This window comes from Bradyrhizobium ganzhouense, assembly GCF_049949285.1.
Lineage (GTDB): Bacteria > Pseudomonadota > Alphaproteobacteria > Rhizobiales > Xanthobacteraceae > Bradyrhizobium > Bradyrhizobium ganzhouense.
Map to the genome: position 1 here is coordinate 6,010,465 of NZ_CP181318.1, position 15,635 is coordinate 6,026,099.

The window sequence follows — 15,635 nt, forward strand, 5'->3', positions numbered from 1 at the left end:
GAGCCAGTCTCGCTACGCCCTCACAAGGGGCAAGTATTGGGCCAGATCGTGCGACCCACTCATTCCTTGGCATTGGCGGCGTCGAGGGCGCGCCGCGTCAGCACGCCGATGAGATGGGCGCGGTATTCGGCGCTGCCGTGGATGTCGCTGTTCAGCCCTTCCGCCGGCACCTCGATGCCATCGAGCACCTTCGACGAGAACCGCTTCTTCAGCGCCTCCTCGAATGCCTCGACACGGAACACGCCGTCCGAGCCGGCACCGGTCACGGCAACTCGCACGTCCGAGGGACGCCGTGCCACGAACACGCCGACCAGCGCATAGCGCGAGGCCTGGTTGCGGAACTTGATATAGGCGGCTTTCTTCGGCAGCGGGAACATCACCTTGGTGATGATCTCGTCGGCTTCCAGCGCGGTCGAGAACAGCCCCTGGAAATAGTCCTCGGCCTTGAGGCGGCGCTTGTTGGTGACGATGGTCGCGCCGAGCGCGAGGACTGCAGCCGGATAATCCGCGGTCGGATCGTTGTTGGCGAGCGAGCCGCCGATCGTGCCCTTGTGGCGCACGGCGGGATCGCCGATCTGGCCGGCGAGATCGGCCAGTGCCGGGATCGCCTCGCCGACGATGGCGGAGGTCGCGACCTCGGCATGCCTGGCGGTGGCACCGATCACCAGCGAACGGCCCTTCATCTCGATCGTGTTCAGCCCCTCGATGTGGGAGAGGTCGACCAGATGCGGGGGGCTTGCAAGCCGCTGCTTCATGACCGGAATCAGCGTGTGACCGCCGGCGATCACCTTGGCGTCTTCGTTCTTCACCAGGAGGTTGGCAGCCTGCCGCACGGTCCCGGGGCGATGGTATTTGAATTCGTACATGAGGGTGTCCTGATCGCGGTGGGCGCGCGGTTACGCGAGATCGGATTTCGCCATCGCCTTCGCGCCGGCGGCGATCGAGGCGACGATGTTCTGGTAGCCGGTGCAGCGGCAGAGATTGCCTTCCAGCTCCTCGCGGATGGTGTGGTCGTCGAGCTCGTGGCCCTTGCGATGCACGATGTCGATCGCGGTCATGATCATGCCGGGCGTGCAGAAGCCGCACTGCAGACCATGATGCTCACGGAAGGCCTCCTGCATCGGATGCAGCGGCGCGCCATCGGCGGCCAGTCCCTCGATGGTCTTGACCTCGTGGCCATCGGCCATCACGGCCAGCGTGGTGCAGGATTTCACGGCCTTGCCGTCGAGATGCACGACGCAGGCGCCGCACTGCGAGGTGTCGCAGCCGACATGGGTGCCGGTCAGCCGGAGATTCTCGCGCAGGAACTGCACCAGAAGGGTACGCGGGTCGACATTGCCGGTAACAGGATTGCCGTTCACGATGAGGGAGATTTTCGCCATAAGCACTCTCTATCAGCGCCCCGACGGGTCCCGTCGAAGCGGTTCTTTTTTATAATTATTCCAACCCATCATATGGGCCAATATGCCCGGGGGCAACATCGCCCCGGGCGCAAGGTGCCATGACCAAAGCGAGGATGTTCAGCCCTGTACCGCCTTGGCGAAATTCGCGAAAAACTCGTCGGCCAGCTTCTTGGCGGTGCCGTTGATCAGGCGCTGCCCGAGTTGCGCCAACTTGCCGCCGATCTGCGCCTCGACCTCATAGGAGAGCAGCGTGCCGCCGTCCTTCTCCGCGAGCTTCACGACCGCACCGCCCTTGGCAAAGCCGGCCACGCCACCCTCGCCTTCGCCCGATATCTTGTAGCCGTTCGGCGGGTCGAGATCGCTCAGCGTCACCTTGCCCTTGAAGCGCGCCGAGACCGGGCCGACCTTCATCTTCGCCGTTGCGCGAAAACCGCCGTCGTCGGTCTTCTCCAGCTCCTCGCAGCCGGGGATGCAGGTCTTCAGCACCGCGGGGTCGTTGAGCTTCTCCCACACGGCCTCGCGCGGCGCCGCAAGCTGGACTTCGCCGTTCATCGTCATGGCCATGGGGTGCCTCCCGGGATATCGAACTTGGATCGCATCAGAATAATATTGCTGAAGTAACGCACGGAGGCCGTAAAGGAAAGGGCAGCCCCCGGTCACGTGCAATGCATATTCGCATCTGCAAAATGTCTTGTGCGGTCAGTCAGGGATTGGCAGAGCCGGAGCATGGTGATTAGGTCCGGCGCAACATGAGCACAGCCCTCTCCCCCCTGCTTGCGCCGATGCTGTCGAGCGCTGCCATGCGCGCCGTCTGCGACGACCGGTCCACCCTGCAAAATATGCTCGATTTCGAGGCAGCCCTGGCCCGGGCCGAGGCCGCCGCGGGCGTGATTCCCGCGTCCGCAGTGAGCCCGATCGAAGCCGCCTGCAAGGCTGACACCTTCGACATGGCTGCGCTGGCCGAGGCCGCGACCCGGTCGGGCAATCTCGCGATCCCCCTGGTCAAGGCGCTGACCGCCAATGTCGGCAAGGCCGACAGCGAGGCTGCGCGCTACGTGCATTGGGGCGCGACCAGCCAGGACGTCATCGACAGCGCGACCATGCTCGGCTTGCGCGCTGCAATCGATGTGCTGGACGCTGATCTCAGCCGCGCCATCAAGGGCTTTGCGACACTTGCACGCGCCCATCGCGACACCGCGATGGTGGCACGGACCTGGCTTCAGCACGCGCTGCCGATGCCGTTCGGGCTGAAGGCCGCCGAATACGCATCGAGCCTCGCCCGTGCCCGCTGCCGCCTGCGGCGGCTCCGCCGCGAGGGCCTTGCGCTCCAATTCGGCGGTGCCGCCGGCACGCTCGCAGCCCTCGGCGACAACGGGCTCGCGGTGGCCGAACGGTTGGCGCAGGAGCTGAACCTGCCGCTGCCCGAAGCGCCCTGGCATACCCATCGCGACCGCATCGCGGAGGCCGCTTCAAGTTTGGCGATTCTCGCCGGTAGCTGCGGCAAGATCGCGCGCGACGTCTCGCTGATGATGCAGACCGATGTCGGTGAAGCCTTCGAGCCCGCCGGCGAGGGCCGCGGCGGTTCCTCGACCATGCCGCACAAGCGCAACCCGGTCGCGGCCGCAAGCGCGCTTGGCTGCGCGATCATGGCCCCGCAGCTCGCCGCGACGATCTTTGCGGCCCAGGTGCAGGACCACGAGCGCAGCGCCGGCCCCTGGCACGCGGAATGGCCGACGCTGCCGCAATTGATGCTGGTCACCTCGGGCGCGCTTGCGGCCATCGTCGACATCGCCGAAGGGCTGGATGTCGATGCCGTGCGCATGCGCAGCAATCTCAATGCGACGCACGGATTGATCATGGCGGAAGCCGTCACCTTTGCGCTCGCCGACAAGATCGGCAAGAGCGAGGCGCATCATCTGATCGAGGCGGCCAGCAAGCGCGCGGTTGCCGAGAAGAAACATCTGCGCGAAGTTCTCGCCGCCGATTCGCAGGTCACTGCGCATCTGACGCCCGAGAAAATAACGGCATTATTTGAGCCGATGGCCTATCAAGGGGCGTCGCAGGCCTTGATTGACCGGCTGCTCGACAGCCTCGACCGCGAATAGAGCTGCTCTGAGCGGAAGTAAAACGGAGACGCCGCATGCCCATGATCGATGCCGACGGTTGCCTGATCAATGTCTCCGTCGAGGGCCGCGACGGCGGGCCGACCTTGATGCTCTCCAACTCGCTCGGCTGTACCCTGCAGATGTGGGAGCCGCAGATGAAGGCACTGACGCAGGTGTTTCGCGTCATCCGCTACGACCGCCGCGGCCACGGCAAGTCAAGCGTAGCCCCCGCGCCCTATTCGATGGAACGTTTCGGCCGCGACGTGCTCGCAATCCTCGACGATCTCAACATCGAGAAGGTGCATTGGTGCGGCCTGTCGATGGGCGGAATGGTCGGGCAATGGCTGGGCGCCAACGCGCCGGAGCGCTTCGGCAAACTCATCCTCGCCAACACCTCCTGCTATTACGCCGAGCCGACCAAATGGCTGGAGCGCATCGACGCGGTGAAGAAGGGCGGCATCGCCGCGGTCGCCGACGCCGTGATCGCCGGCTGGCTCACCCAGGATTTCCGCGAGCGCGAGCCTGACATCACCGCCAGGATGAAGGCGATGCTGCTCGCGACCCCGGTCGAGGGCTATCTCGCCTGCTGCGAGGCGCTGTCGATGCTCGACCAGCGCGCGCTGCTGCCGAAGATCAAAAGCCCGACGCTGGTGATCGCCGGCCGCCACGACCAGGCAACCCCGATCTCTGCGGGCGAGCTGATCCGCTCGAACATTCCCGGCGCCAGCATGACCATCATCGACGCCGCCCATATTTCCAATGTCGAGCAACCGCATGTGTTCACCGACGCGGTGGTTGGATTTTTGACGCAACGCTAGCAACGACCGTCATTGCGAGGAGCGTAGCGACGAAGCAATCCAGACGGTCTGTGCAGACACATTTCTGGATTGCTTCGCTACGCTCGCAATGGCGGAGAGGAGGATCAAATGGACGACCAGAAGCGCCGCGACGCCGGCATGAATGTACGCCGAAAAGTGCTGGGCAATGCCTGGGTCGACAAGTCGATCGCCAATCGCAACGCCTTCAACACCGACTTCCAAGACATGATCACCCGCTACGCCTGGGGCGAGATCTGGACGCGGCCGCATTTCGACGAGCGCACGCGGCGGGTTCTGGTGATCGGCACCATGGTCGCGCTTGGGCAATGGGACGAATTCCGCCTGCACGTGCGCGCCGCGCTCGCCGAGGGCGGCTTCACCCCCGACGACATCAAGGAAATTCTGCTGCAGCAGGCGATCTATTGCGGCGTTCCGGCGGCGAACCACGCCGTCAAGGAAGCCTCAGCGATTGTGCAGGAGCTCGGCCTGCTCAAGGCCTAGCGGCGCCGTGTCCGCGACGTCGACGGTCTTCGGCGTAGCCGCCGGCCGCTCGATCACCAGCACGACCGCGGCACCGAGCAGCAGCAGAAGCTCGGTGGCGTGCAGCCGAAGCGCGGCCATCTCGCCGACCTTCGAGGCCATCACCATGCTCACAAACGAGATCAGGCTTCCGATCGCGAGCGCAATGCCGAGTGCCTCGTCGCTGGCCCCGCTCTTGCGGGTGCGCGGAATGGCGAGCAGCGCAAGATAGATCGCGAAAAATGCCACCACGGTCAGCCGCCCGAGTGCCAGCAGCCAGGCGGCACGCACCGTGCTGATGCCGGACATCTGGAGCTGATCGCTAAGGAACAACGCCACCGCGACGCTCGGCCGCTCATAGAGGCCGTGCACCGGCGCCACCATGATGTTGAAGGCGACCATCGTCCAGGCCGGAATGAAATAGGCCGCCAGCAGCGCGCCGTTGACCGAGCCGATCCGCCAATTCGTGAACATGCCGCTTCCCGCTTCGCCTGCTACCCGCCTTCGAGGGAAGGCTTTGCCGGGAGCTAACTCCCATCGGACTGTGGCGGCAATTTAAACCCTTCGTTTACCTTAACCGCCCCGATGGGGGCGGCGCGCCCATGAAAAAGGCCCCGCCTTACGGCGGGACCTCCTCCTGGGCTCCCGGACTGGTTCCCAAATCTACTTGTTGTCCTGACGGTGCTGGCCGCCCTGCTGCTGACCGGGCTTGTCGCCCTGGCGCTGCGGATCCTGCTGCTGCTGGCCGGGCTTTTGGCCACCGCCCTGCTGGCCGGGGTTCTGGCTCTGTTGGCCCGGCTTCTGGTTCTGCTGGTTCGTCATGGGGGAACTCCCTTGTTGGACGTCAGTGCGGACACAACCGTCGGCATCGACTTTGGTTGCTCCGCGACCGCGGTTCCTCGCAGTTGCGGGAACTGGAGATGACATCCTTAGCCGAAATGACCTCTGTACAAGCCTTTATGCCGAGACATGGACAGTTGCAGCCGCCAGTTTCCTCCTGTTACAAAACGGGAAGAACGCTCAAGGGCTGCCGGGGCCCGAGAAGAAACTTAAGCACTCTCTCGAAAACCTCCCCTTGCGTCGCGTCAGGTTTGGGTAACGGCAGCTTATGGATTATTTCACCCAGCAGCTCATCAACGGCCTCGTGCTCGGCTCCATCTACGGCCTGATCGCGATCGGCTACACGATGGTCTACGGCATCGTCGGCATGATCAATTTCGCCCATGGCGACATCTTCATGATCGGCGGCTTCATCGCGCTGATCACCTTCCTGATCCTGATATCGCTCGGCCTGACGGCGATCCCGGTGACCCTGCTGGTCGTGCTGCTGGTCTCGATGGCGATTACGGCGCTCTATGGCTGGACCATCGAACGCATCGCCTACCGGCCGCTGCGCCATTCCTTCCGCCTCGCGCCGATGCTGTCGGCGATCGGCATGTCCTTCGTGCTGACCAACTACTCGCAGATAGCGCAAGGCGCGCGCGTCAAGCCGATCCCGCCCCTGATCACCGGCGGCTACACCCTGCATGAGAGCGCGGACGGCTTCGTGATCCGGCTCTCCAACGTCCAGATCTTGGTGGTTCTCACCACCATCGTGCTGCTCGCGATCTTCACCTGGCTGGTCTCGCGCACGCGGCTCGGGCGCGACATGCGCGCCTGCGAGCAGGACCAGACCATGGCTGCGCTGCTCGGCGTCGACGTCGACCGCACCATCTCCATGACCTTCGTGATCGGCGCCGCGCTCGCCGCGGTCGCCGGACTGATGTACTTGCTCTATTACGGCCTGGTCGATTTCTTCATGGGCTTCGTCGCCGGCATCAAAGCCTTCACCGCCGCCGTGCTCGGCGGCATCGGCTCGCTGCCCGGCGCCATGCTCGGTGGCCTCGCGATCGGCCTGATCGAGACGTTCTGGTCGGCCTATTTCTCGGTCGAGTACAAGGACGTCGCCGCGTTCTCGATCCTGATCGTCGTGCTGATTTTCATGCCGACCGGCCTGCTCGGCCGTCCCGAAGTCGAAAAAGTCTGACGGACCGCCCCGCGTGACAGCCACCCCGCACGAGACCACCAAAGCAAGTCGCACCGCCGGCATCCCCTTCCTTCTGAAAACAGCCTTCATCAACGCGTTGATTGCGCTGGTGCTGTTCTCGCTGATGGTCGGCATCCGCACCGAGGCGGGCTCCGACGGCCAGCTCACCTATTGGACGCGCTTCGGCGACCTCGCCTCGCTCGTCGGCGCAGTGTTCGGCGGCTCGATCGTGATCGAGCTGCTCAGGCAATGGATCGGCCCGACCGGCGCCGAGAAGCTGGTGCCACCTGGCGTGCACAGCGGGATATCGTTCATCGGCCGCTACCTCGCGCCGGCACTGCTGATCTTCACGCTGCTGGTGCCCGTGATCTTCTATAACCAGCGCTACATCCTCGACCTCGCGATCCTTGTGCTCACCTATGTGATGCTGGGCTGGGGCCTCAACGTCGTGGTCGGGCTCGCGGGCCTGCTCGATCTCGGCTATGTCGCCTTCTATGCGGTCGGAGCCTATTCCTACGCGCTGATCGCCACCAATTTCGGCTGGTCGTTCTGGGTCTGCCTGCCGCTCGCCGGTATCCTCGCCGCGTTCTGGGGCGTGCTGCTCGGCTTCCCCGTACTGCGGCTGCGCGGCGACTACCTTGCGATCGTCACCCTCGCCTTCGGCGAGATCATCCGGCTCGTCATCATCAACTGGCAGAGCCTGACCGGCGGGCCGAACGGCGTCTCCGGCATTCCGCGCCCCACCCTGTTCGGCATTCCGCTCGACAACAGCGACGACGGGCTCGCCGCAAAACTCGGCATCGAGTATTCGTCGACCCACCGCATCATCTTCCTGTTCTATTTGATCCTGGCGCTGGCGCTGCTCACCAACTGGGTCACGATCCGGCTGCGGCGGCTGCCGATTGGCCGCGCCTGGGAAGCACTGCGCGAGGACGAGGTCGCCTGCCGCGCGCTCGGCATCAACACCACGACCACCAAGCTCACGGCGTTCGCGACAGGCGCCATGTTCGGCGGCTTTGCCGGCGCGTTCTTCGCGACCCGCCAGGGCTTCATCAGCCCGGAATCCTTCACCTTCCAGGAATCGGCACTGGTGCTCGCCATCGTCGTGCTCGGCGGCATGGGCTCACAGCTCGGCGTCGCGCTTGCGGCACTCACAATGATCGGCGGCTTCGAGCTGTTCCGCAGCCTCGAGAACTACCGCATGCTGGTGTTCGGCATGGCGATGGTGCTGATCATGATCTGGCGGCCGCGCGGCATCATCGGCCATCGTGCCCCGACCGTGTATCTGACCAAGGCGCAAGCGATCTCCTCCGACCTCGTCAAGGAGGGGCACGGATGAGCAGCGAGCCAATTCTCAGCGTCGACCGCCTCACCATGCGTTTCGGCGGCATCGTCGCCGTGCAGGACCTGTCGTTCGCAGCTGAACGGAAAAAGATCACCGCGCTGATCGGGCCGAACGGAGCCGGCAAGACCACCGTCTTCAACTGCATCACCGGCTTCTACAAGCCGAGCGGCGGCGCCATTCGCCTCACCCACGACGATGGCCGGCAAATCGCGCTGGAACGGCTCAACGATTTCCGCATCGCCAAGCAGGCCAAGGTCGCCCGCACCTTCCAGAACATCCGGCTGTTTCCCGGCATGACGGCGCTCGAGAACCTGATGGTGGCGCAGCACAACGCGCTGATGCTTGCCTCGGGCTTTACGTTTCTCGGCCTGATCGGCGTCCCCACCTATCGCGCCGCCGAGAAACAGGCGATTGCGCTTGCCACCGACTGGCTCAGGCGGATCAACCTGCTCGACCGCGCCGATGACGCTGCCGGCAATCTCGCTTATGGCGACCAGCGCCGGCTCGAGATCGCGCGCGCGATGTGCACCGAGCCCGCGCTTCTCTGCCTGGACGAGCCGGCCGCCGGCCTCAACGCGCGCGAGAGCGCCGCGCTGAGCGAGCTGTTGCTGTCGATCCGCAACGAGCTCGGCACCTCGATCCTCCTGATCGAGCACGACATGTCCGTGGTCATGGAGATCTCCGACCACATCGTGGTGATGGACCATGGCGTGAAGATCGCACAGGGCACGCCGCGAGAGGTCCGCGACGATCCCAAGGTGATCGCCGCCTATCTCGGCACCGACGAGGAAGAGGCTGTGGCCGTGATGGAGAGCGGGTCGTGACCTCCGCCCCCACTCCCCTGCTCGCGATCCGCGGCTTGCGCGCCGCCTATGGCAAGATCGAGGCGCTGAAGGGCGTCGACGTCGAGATCAATGCCGGCGAGATCGTGGCGCTGATCGGCGCCAACGGCGCCGGCAAATCCACGCTGATGATGACGATCTTCGGCAAGCCGCGCGCCCGCGCCGGCCAGATCCTGTACGAAGGCCGCGACATCACCGACGTCCCCACCCACGAGATCGCGCACTTACGCATCGCGCAGTCCCCGGAAGGCCGCCGCATCTTTCCGCGCATGAGCGTGGCGGAAAACCTCCAGATGGGCGCGGACTCCACCGAATGCACCGATGCGGAGCGCGAGGCCACGCTGGAACGCGTCTTCGCGCTGTTTCCGCGGCTGAAGGAGCGCTACGTCCAGCGCGGCGGCACGCTGTCCGGCGGCGAGCAGCAGATGCTCGCGATCGGGCGCGCATTGATGAGCCGCCCGCGCCTGCTCCTGCTCGACGAACCCTCGCTGGGGCTCGCGCCGCTGATCGCCCGCCAGATTTTTGACGCCATCCGGACCCTGAACCGGCAGGACGGCCTGACCGTCCTGATCGTCGAGCAGAACGCCAACCATGCGCTCAAGCTCGCCCATCGCGGCTACGTCATGGTCAATGGCCTGATCACACTTGCCGGAACCGGCGCCGAGTTGCTGCAGCGCCCCGAGATTCGCGCCGCCTATCTGGAAGGCGGCCGGCACGGCTAGCCGCCCAGGGTCGGGTGAGTCCGCCTCGAACGCGGCGGAATGCGCCGAAATATCTGCCCTTATGCCCGTATTTTGCCGGTGACTTCTCCCGGGATTCAATCAAGAATGGCGCCGGTTTGAACCGGGCCAACCCGGCAACTTCCACAGGCGATCACCCACGAGGTATCTCATGAAATCACTGAAGCTCATCGGTCTGGCATTCGGCGCATCGATCGCGCTGTCGAGCGCGGCATTCGCGCAGGATGTCACCATCGCAGTCGCAGGCCCGATGACAGGCACGGAGTCCGCATTCGGCCGGCAGATGAAGAACGGCGCCGAGATGGCCGTGGCTGATATCAACGCGGCCGGCGGCGTCAACGGCAAGAAGCTCGCGCTCAACGTCGAGGACGATGCCTGCGATCCCAAGCAGGCGCGCTCGATTGCGGAAAAGATCGCCGGTGCCAAGATCCCCTTCGTCGCCGGGCACTATTGCTCGTCGTCGTCGATCCCGGCGTCGGAAGCCTATGCCGACGGCAACGTGCTTGAGATCACACCTGCGTCGACCAACCCGCTCTTCACCGAGCGCAAGCTCTGGAACGTGGCGCGCGTCTGCGGCCGTGACGATCAGCAGGGCCTGATCGCGGCGCAGTACATCGCCAAGAACTTCAAGGGCAAGAACATCGCGATCCTCAACGACAAGACCACCTACGGCAAGGGTCTGGCGGACGAGACCAAGAAGGCGCTCAACAAGGCCGGCATCATCGAGAAGATGTACGAGTCCTACAACAAGGGCGACAAGGACTTTAACGCGATCGTCTCGCGTCTGAAGCGCGATAACATCGATCTCGTCTATGTCGGCGGCTACCACCAGGAAAGCGGCTTGATCCTGCGCCAGATGCGCGACCAGGGCCTCAAGACGATCCTGATGGCCGGCGACGCGCTTGCCGACAAGGAATACGCCTCCATCACTGGCCCCGCCGGCGAAGGCACGCTGTTCACTTTCGGCCCCGATCCGCGCGATAAGCCGACCGCGAAGAAGATCGTCGACGCGTTCAAGGCCAAGAACATCGATCCCGAAGGCTACACGCTCTACACCTACGCGGCGATGCAGGTCTGGTCGCAGGCTGCCAAGAAGGCCGGCACCACCGACCCCAAGAAGGTCATGGAAGCGATGAAGGCCGGCAAGTGGGACACCGTGATCGGCCCGATCGAGTATGACGCCAAGGGCGACATCAAGCAGCTCGACTACGTCGTCTACAAGTGGGACGCCAAGGGCAACTACGCCGAGATCAAGGGCAACGGCACCTGAGACAGCACGCCTGCCCCTTTAACCGCACCGACGTTGACGCCCCGGTTCGCCGGGGCGTTTTCTTTTGCAGTCCGATCAGACGGCCGCGGACAATTCGCCGCCCGCAGCCTCTTGCGCTTTCAGGAGCGCTTGCAGCAGGTCGTTCGGTCGAAACGGCTTTTGCAGGCAGACCACGCCGTCAAGGCCGGGCGCCTCGCCGATGAAGTCCAGCGCCGTCATGCCTGATACCGCCACGATCGGAAATCCGGGGACCCGCTCGCGAATACCGGCCATGACCTCGATACCGCTGGTGTCGGTCAGGAAAATGTCGACAATCGCTGCGTCGAAAACGCTCTCGCCGAAGGCCCTCAGGCCGGCCGCGCCGCTCTCCGCTTCAACTACGTCATAGCGGTTGACCCGAAGGACGATCGAGACCATGGCGCGGACGTCCTTCTGGTCGTCGACAACAAGGACACGGGGCATGGGAACAACTCCCGGATTCGTATCATTAATTGGTTCAATTCAACGGCGACGTGCGCCAAGGCAGTATGGGGCGGTCTAGTAAAGCCAACCTTACCGATTGCCTATTCCGAGTCCCTGTCCAAGTTAAGTAAGCTGTAACCCTCGGTTGAGTCGTGGGCGCATCCCGTTCGGACGCGCGCCCGGAGCCGGCTACGATGGGGACCAGGCAGCCGGCCAACGAAGTCACGTGGACGAGCCCCATGCCGACCCAACGCGAGGTCAACGTGCACGCAAAGAACGACCGAAGCACATTCCTTTCGACCTTGCCGGCCACGCAGAGCGATCGCACTGCAGCATTGGCGATCGTCGGCATCTCCGCGGTCCTGTTCGCGCTGGCAGTGCCCTTCGCGGGTACGCCGCTGATCCAGGTGCCGGCCTTCATCGCCAGCTACCAGTCGGCGCTCGCCGTCAGCGACATCATCACCGCGGTCCTGCTCCTGTCGCAATTTGCGGTGTTGCGGACCCGCGCACTGCTGTGGCTTTCAAGCGGCTATCTGTTCACAGCAACAGCCGCCCTGGTCCACGCGCTCAGCTTTCCCGGCCTGTTCACGCCGAATGGGCTGTTTGGCGCCGGCCCGCAGACAACCGCGTGGCTCTACATGATCTGGCACGGCGGCTTTCCAGTGTTCGTGCTGGCCTATGTCTGGTGCAAGGGGGTGAACGGGGGAACCGAAATCTCCGTTTCGACACGAAACGCGATCATTGGCAGCTTGCTCGGTGTCGGCGCAGCAGTGACGGCCTTCACCTGGATCGTTACCGCAGGGCACGGTCTGCTTCCGCCACTTTTGAAGGACGGCGGCGGCTTCACGACCATGCAGGTAGGCGTGATCTCCTTCGTGTGGTCTTTGAGCTTTGCCGCCCTGATTGGTCTGTGGTTCAAGCGGCCGCATACGGTGATCGACGTCTGGCTCATGGCGGTGATGTGCGCCTGGCTATTCGATATCGCCCTGTCGGGGATATTCAACAGTGCCCGTTTCGATCTCGGGTTCTACGCCGGCCGCCTCTACGGCCTCTGCGCCGCAATCCTTGTGCTTGCGGTGCTGCTGATCGAGAACGTCCGCCTTCAGGCGCACATCGTCGGCCTCGTCGGCCGTCTGCGCGAGCAGTCGGCCTCGGATCGCGACTTCTACGGCAAACGCCTCGCGCTCTACGGCGCCGTCGTCGAGTCCTCCAACGATGCCATCATCACCGAGTCGCTCGACGGCATCATCACGGGCTGGAACAAGGCTGCCGAGCACCTGTTCGGCTATCCGGCCGCCGAAGCCATTGGCCAGTCGATCTACCTCGTGGTGCCGGAGGACCGGAGGGCCGAAGCCAGGGGCATTCTCAACCGCATCAGCAGCAACGAGTCGATCGCTCAGCACGAGACGGTCCGTCTCCGCAAGGACGGCCGTCAACTCGACGTCATCCTGAATGTCACGCCGCTGCGGTCGGACAGCGGGCAAATCATCGGCGCCTCCAAGATCGCCCACGACATCACCGAGGAAAAGCAATCGCGCGAGAAGCTGCGCCGTGAGACCGAGGAGCGCCAGCGCATCTTCGAAACCTCGCGCGATCTGATCCTGGTCACCGACGGTTTTGGCAATTTCATCCAGGTCAGCCCGAGCGTGCAGGACATTCTCGGCTTGAGCCCGGACGACATGATCGGGCACTGCGCGACCGACTTCATCCATCCCGACGACCTCGATAGAACGCGGGGCGAGATGCGCGCGGCGCGCCGCGGCCAGACCAAGCGCAGCTTCGAGGCGCGCTACTACCATTATGACGGTCACGAGGTCTCGCTAAACTGGATGGGGACCTGGTCGGAGCCCGTGAAGCGCCATTTCTTCATCGGTCGCGACCTCACCGAGAAGCAGGCTGCGGAAGCCCAGTTCCGGCAGGCGCAGAAGATGGATTCGATCGGTCAGCTGACCGGCGGCGTCGCCCACGATTTCAACAACGTGCTCACCGTCATCACCGGCACGATCGGCATCTTGGCGGATGCGGTCGCCGACCGGCCCGAGCTCGCCGCCATCACCAAGCTCATCGACGATGCCGCCGAGCGCGGCGCGCAGCTGACCAAGCATTTGCTCGCCTTCGCCCGCAAGCAGCCGCTTCAGCCGCGCGAAATCGACGTCAATGCGCTGACGCTCGAGGCGGCCAAGCTGCTGCACCCGACGCTCGGCGAGCAGATCACCATCATGCCGCAGCTCACCGAGGATGCCTGGCCCGCCCTGGTCGATCCGGGCCAACTCTCCACCGCGATCCTCAATCTTGCGCTGAACGCGCGCGATGCCATGCCCGACGGCGGCACGCTGGTGCTGGAGACCCGCAACATCTTCCTCGACGACGGCTATGCCAGCATGAATCCCGACGTCCTCGCCGGCAATTACGTGATGATCGCTGTAAGCGACACCGGCACGGGCATTCCGGCGGACCTGATCGAGCGCGTATTCGATCCCTTCTTCACCACCAAGGAGGTCGGCAAGGGCACGGGCCTCGGCCTGAGCATGGTGTTCGGCTTCGTCAAACAGTCCGGCGGACACATCAAGATCTACAGCGAGGAAGGCCACGGCACGAGTGTGAAGATCTACCTGCCGCGTTCCACCGGCGTGCAGGAAACCGAATACGAGGCGCTCCAGAACGTGCCCATCGCCGGCGGCGACGAAAAGATCCTGATCGTCGAGGACGACGCGCTGGTGCGGCAGTATGTCGTGACCCAGATCAAGAGCCTCGGCTATGCCGCACTCGAGGCCGCCAACGCCGCCGAAGCCCTCGTCATCATCGACGCCGACACGGACATCGACCTGCTTTTCACCGACGTCATCATGCCCGGCAACATGAACGGCCGCCAGCTCGCCGACGAGGCGGCGCGACGGCGCCCGGATATGAAGACGCTGTTCACCTCGGGCTACACGGAAAACGCCATCGTCCATCACGGCCGACTCGATTCCGGCGTGCTGCTGCTGGCAAAGCCCTACCGCAAGTCGGAGCTCGCCAGGATGCTCAGGATGGCGCTGGCGAGTTGAGCCTGCCGCTCGCCTGCGCTATCGCTGAGGCGATGCAGCGCATGGAGTGCCGTCCTTGAAAAATCTCCTCACTGATATCGCCGGCGTCCGCGTCGGCCACGCCCATGATGCAAAACTCGCCTCGGGCACGACGGCGATCGTGTTCGACCAGCCGGCGGTGGCGGCGATCGACGTTCGTGGCGGCGGGCCCGGCACGCGCGAGGACGCGTTGCTCGATCCTGCCAGCACGGTCGAACGCGTTGACGCGATCGCGCTGTCCGGCGGCTCCGCGTTCGGGATCGAGGCCGGCGGCGGCGTCCAGGCCTGGCTCGCCGAACAAGGCCGCGGCCTCAATATCCGCGGCGCGTTGATCCCGCTGGTACCGGGCGCGATCCTGTTCGATCTGCTCAACGGCGGCGACAAGGCGTGGGGCCGCTTCGCGCCCTATCGCGATCTCGGCTATGCTGCTGCCGTCTCCGCCGGGACGGAGTTCGCGCTCGGCAGCGTTGGCGCCGGCTTCGGTGCCACCACAGCGACTCTCAAGGGCGGGATCGGCTCGGCGTCAGCCGTCACCAGTGGCGGCGTCAAGGTCGCGGCGCTCATCGCCGTCAATGCAGTCGGCAGCGCCACCATCGGCGACGGACCGTGGTTCTGGGCGGCGCCGTTCGAGGTCGACGGCGAGTTCGGCGGCCGCGGACTGCCTGATGCATTTACGGACGACATGCTCAGGATGCGCATCAAGGGCGGCCCTGCTGCGACCGAGCGCGAGAACACCACGATCGGCGTCGTCGTCACCGATGCGGTGCTGACCAAGCCCCAGGCCAAGCGGCTGGCGATGATCGCGCATACCGGCTTTGCCCGAGCGATCTATCCGGTGCATGCCCCGACCGATGGTGACGTGCTGTTTGCCGCCGCGACATGCGCGAAGCCGATCGATCCGATCGTCGGCATGACCGAGCTCGGCATGGTCGCCGCCAACGTGGTCGCCCGCGCCATCGCCCGCGGCGTCTACAACGCGGCCGCGCTTCCGTTCCCGGGCGCGCAGCCCACGTGGAAGGACCGGTTCGGCTAGGGCTTCA

16 protein-coding genes are annotated in these 15,635 nt (G+C 64.6%); 10 read left to right on the plus strand and 6 right to left on the minus strand.

All coding sequences use genetic code 11. The annotated features are described in order from the left end of the window. Nucleotides 1-59 precede the first annotated feature (59 nt). From ACLFLU_RS27785 to ACLFLU_RS27795, 3 genes are all read right to left on the minus strand, one after another. Entirely contained in the window at nt 60-866 is an 807-nt protein-coding gene (locus ACLFLU_RS27785) for an FAD binding domain-containing protein (RefSeq protein ID WP_426407950.1), read from the minus strand. A gap of 30 nt (nt 867-896) precedes the next feature. Continuing rightward, nucleotides 897-1,382 carry a (2Fe-2S)-binding protein gene (locus ACLFLU_RS27790; RefSeq protein ID WP_057748873.1) on the minus strand — a complete coding sequence of 162 codons (486 nt, stop codon included), beginning with the start codon at nt 1,380-1,382 and terminating at the stop codon, nt 897-899. A gap of 138 nt (nt 1,383-1,520) precedes the next feature. Next, on the minus strand, nt 1,521-1,967 hold the full coding sequence (locus tag ACLFLU_RS27795; protein WP_426407951.1) for an SRPBCC family protein: 447 nt from the start codon (nt 1,965-1,967) through the stop codon (nt 1,521-1,523). 185 nt (nt 1,968-2,152) lie between these two features. On the opposite strand from ACLFLU_RS27795, the gene ACLFLU_RS27800 reads away from it, so the two are divergent. From ACLFLU_RS27800 to ACLFLU_RS27810, 3 genes are all read left to right on the plus strand, one after another. Beyond that, nucleotides 2,153-3,508, plus strand: a complete 1,356-nt coding sequence (locus ACLFLU_RS27800; RefSeq protein ID WP_426407952.1) for a 3-carboxy-cis,cis-muconate cycloisomerase — start codon at nt 2,153-2,155, stop codon at nt 3,506-3,508. A 35-nt stretch (nt 3,509-3,543) separates the two neighbouring features. Beyond that, entirely contained in the window at nt 3,544-4,326 is a 783-nt protein-coding gene (pcaD, locus tag ACLFLU_RS27805) for a 3-oxoadipate enol-lactonase (RefSeq protein WP_426407953.1), read from the plus strand. A gap of 108 nt (nt 4,327-4,434) precedes the next feature. Continuing rightward, a complete protein-coding gene (locus ACLFLU_RS27810; protein WP_084807568.1) occupies nt 4,435-4,827 on the plus strand; it encodes a carboxymuconolactone decarboxylase family protein in 393 nt (130 codons plus the stop codon). Here ACLFLU_RS27810 and ACLFLU_RS27815 read toward each other — a convergent pair. Continuing rightward, entirely contained in the window at nt 4,789-5,319 is a 531-nt protein-coding gene (locus ACLFLU_RS27815; RefSeq protein ID WP_426407954.1) for a hypothetical protein, read from the minus strand. The two genes, ACLFLU_RS27810 and ACLFLU_RS27815, sit on opposite strands and share 39 nt — an antisense overlap. Nucleotides 5,320-5,508: 189 nt before the next feature. Continuing rightward, nucleotides 5,509-5,667 (minus strand): hypothetical protein, encoded by a 159-nt coding sequence (locus ACLFLU_RS27820; RefSeq protein WP_426407955.1) that lies wholly within the window; start codon nt 5,665-5,667, stop codon nt 5,509-5,511. 286 nt (nt 5,668-5,953) lie between these two features. On the opposite strand from ACLFLU_RS27820, the gene ACLFLU_RS27825 reads away from it, so the two are divergent. The 5 genes from ACLFLU_RS27825 to ACLFLU_RS27845 all read left to right on the plus strand — a co-directional run bounded on the left by ACLFLU_RS27825 (nt 5,954) and on the right by ACLFLU_RS27845 (nt 11,068). Continuing rightward, nucleotides 5,954-6,871 carry an ABC transporter permease subunit gene (locus tag ACLFLU_RS27825; protein WP_426407956.1) on the plus strand — a complete coding sequence of 306 codons (918 nt, stop codon included), beginning with the start codon at nt 5,954-5,956 and terminating at the stop codon, nt 6,869-6,871. A gap of 13 nt (nt 6,872-6,884) precedes the next feature. Then, the gene (gene livM, locus ACLFLU_RS27830) at nt 6,885-8,210 is read left to right on the plus strand and encodes a high-affinity branched-chain amino acid ABC transporter permease LivM (protein WP_426407957.1); all 1,326 of its coding nucleotides are present in this window, start codon (nt 6,885-6,887) and stop codon (nt 8,208-8,210) included. Beyond that, entirely contained in the window at nt 8,207-9,040 is an 834-nt protein-coding gene (locus tag ACLFLU_RS27835; protein ID WP_426407958.1) for an ABC transporter ATP-binding protein, read from the plus strand. The genes livM and ACLFLU_RS27835 overlap by 4 nt, the downstream gene beginning before the upstream one ends. After that, complete coding sequence (locus ACLFLU_RS27840; RefSeq protein WP_426407959.1) at nt 9,037-9,780, plus strand: ABC transporter ATP-binding protein; 744 nt, start codon at nt 9,037-9,039, stop codon at nt 9,778-9,780. Before ACLFLU_RS27835 ends, ACLFLU_RS27840 begins: the two co-directional genes overlap by 4 nt. Nucleotides 9,781-9,949: 169 nt before the next feature. Then, entirely contained in the window at nt 9,950-11,068 is a 1,119-nt protein-coding gene (locus tag ACLFLU_RS27845) for a branched-chain amino acid ABC transporter substrate-binding protein (protein WP_426407960.1), read from the plus strand. 75 nt (nt 11,069-11,143) lie between these two features. On the opposite strand, the gene ACLFLU_RS27850 is transcribed toward ACLFLU_RS27845, so the two are convergent. Beyond that, nucleotides 11,144-11,530, minus strand: coding sequence for a response regulator (locus ACLFLU_RS27850; protein WP_426407961.1), 387 nt, complete (start codon nt 11,528-11,530; stop codon nt 11,144-11,146). Nucleotides 11,531-11,769: 239 nt separating this feature from the next. Between ACLFLU_RS27850 and ACLFLU_RS27855 the strand changes: the two genes are divergently transcribed. Next, nucleotides 11,770-14,577 (plus strand): PAS domain S-box protein, encoded by a 2,808-nt coding sequence (locus tag ACLFLU_RS27855; RefSeq protein ID WP_426407962.1) that lies wholly within the window; start codon nt 11,770-11,772, stop codon nt 14,575-14,577. A 55-nt stretch (nt 14,578-14,632) separates the two neighbouring features. Beyond that, on the plus strand, nt 14,633-15,628 hold the full coding sequence (locus ACLFLU_RS27860) for a P1 family peptidase (protein ID WP_426407963.1): 996 nt from the start codon (nt 14,633-14,635) through the stop codon (nt 15,626-15,628). The last annotated feature ends 7 nt before the right edge of the window (nt 15,629-15,635 follow it).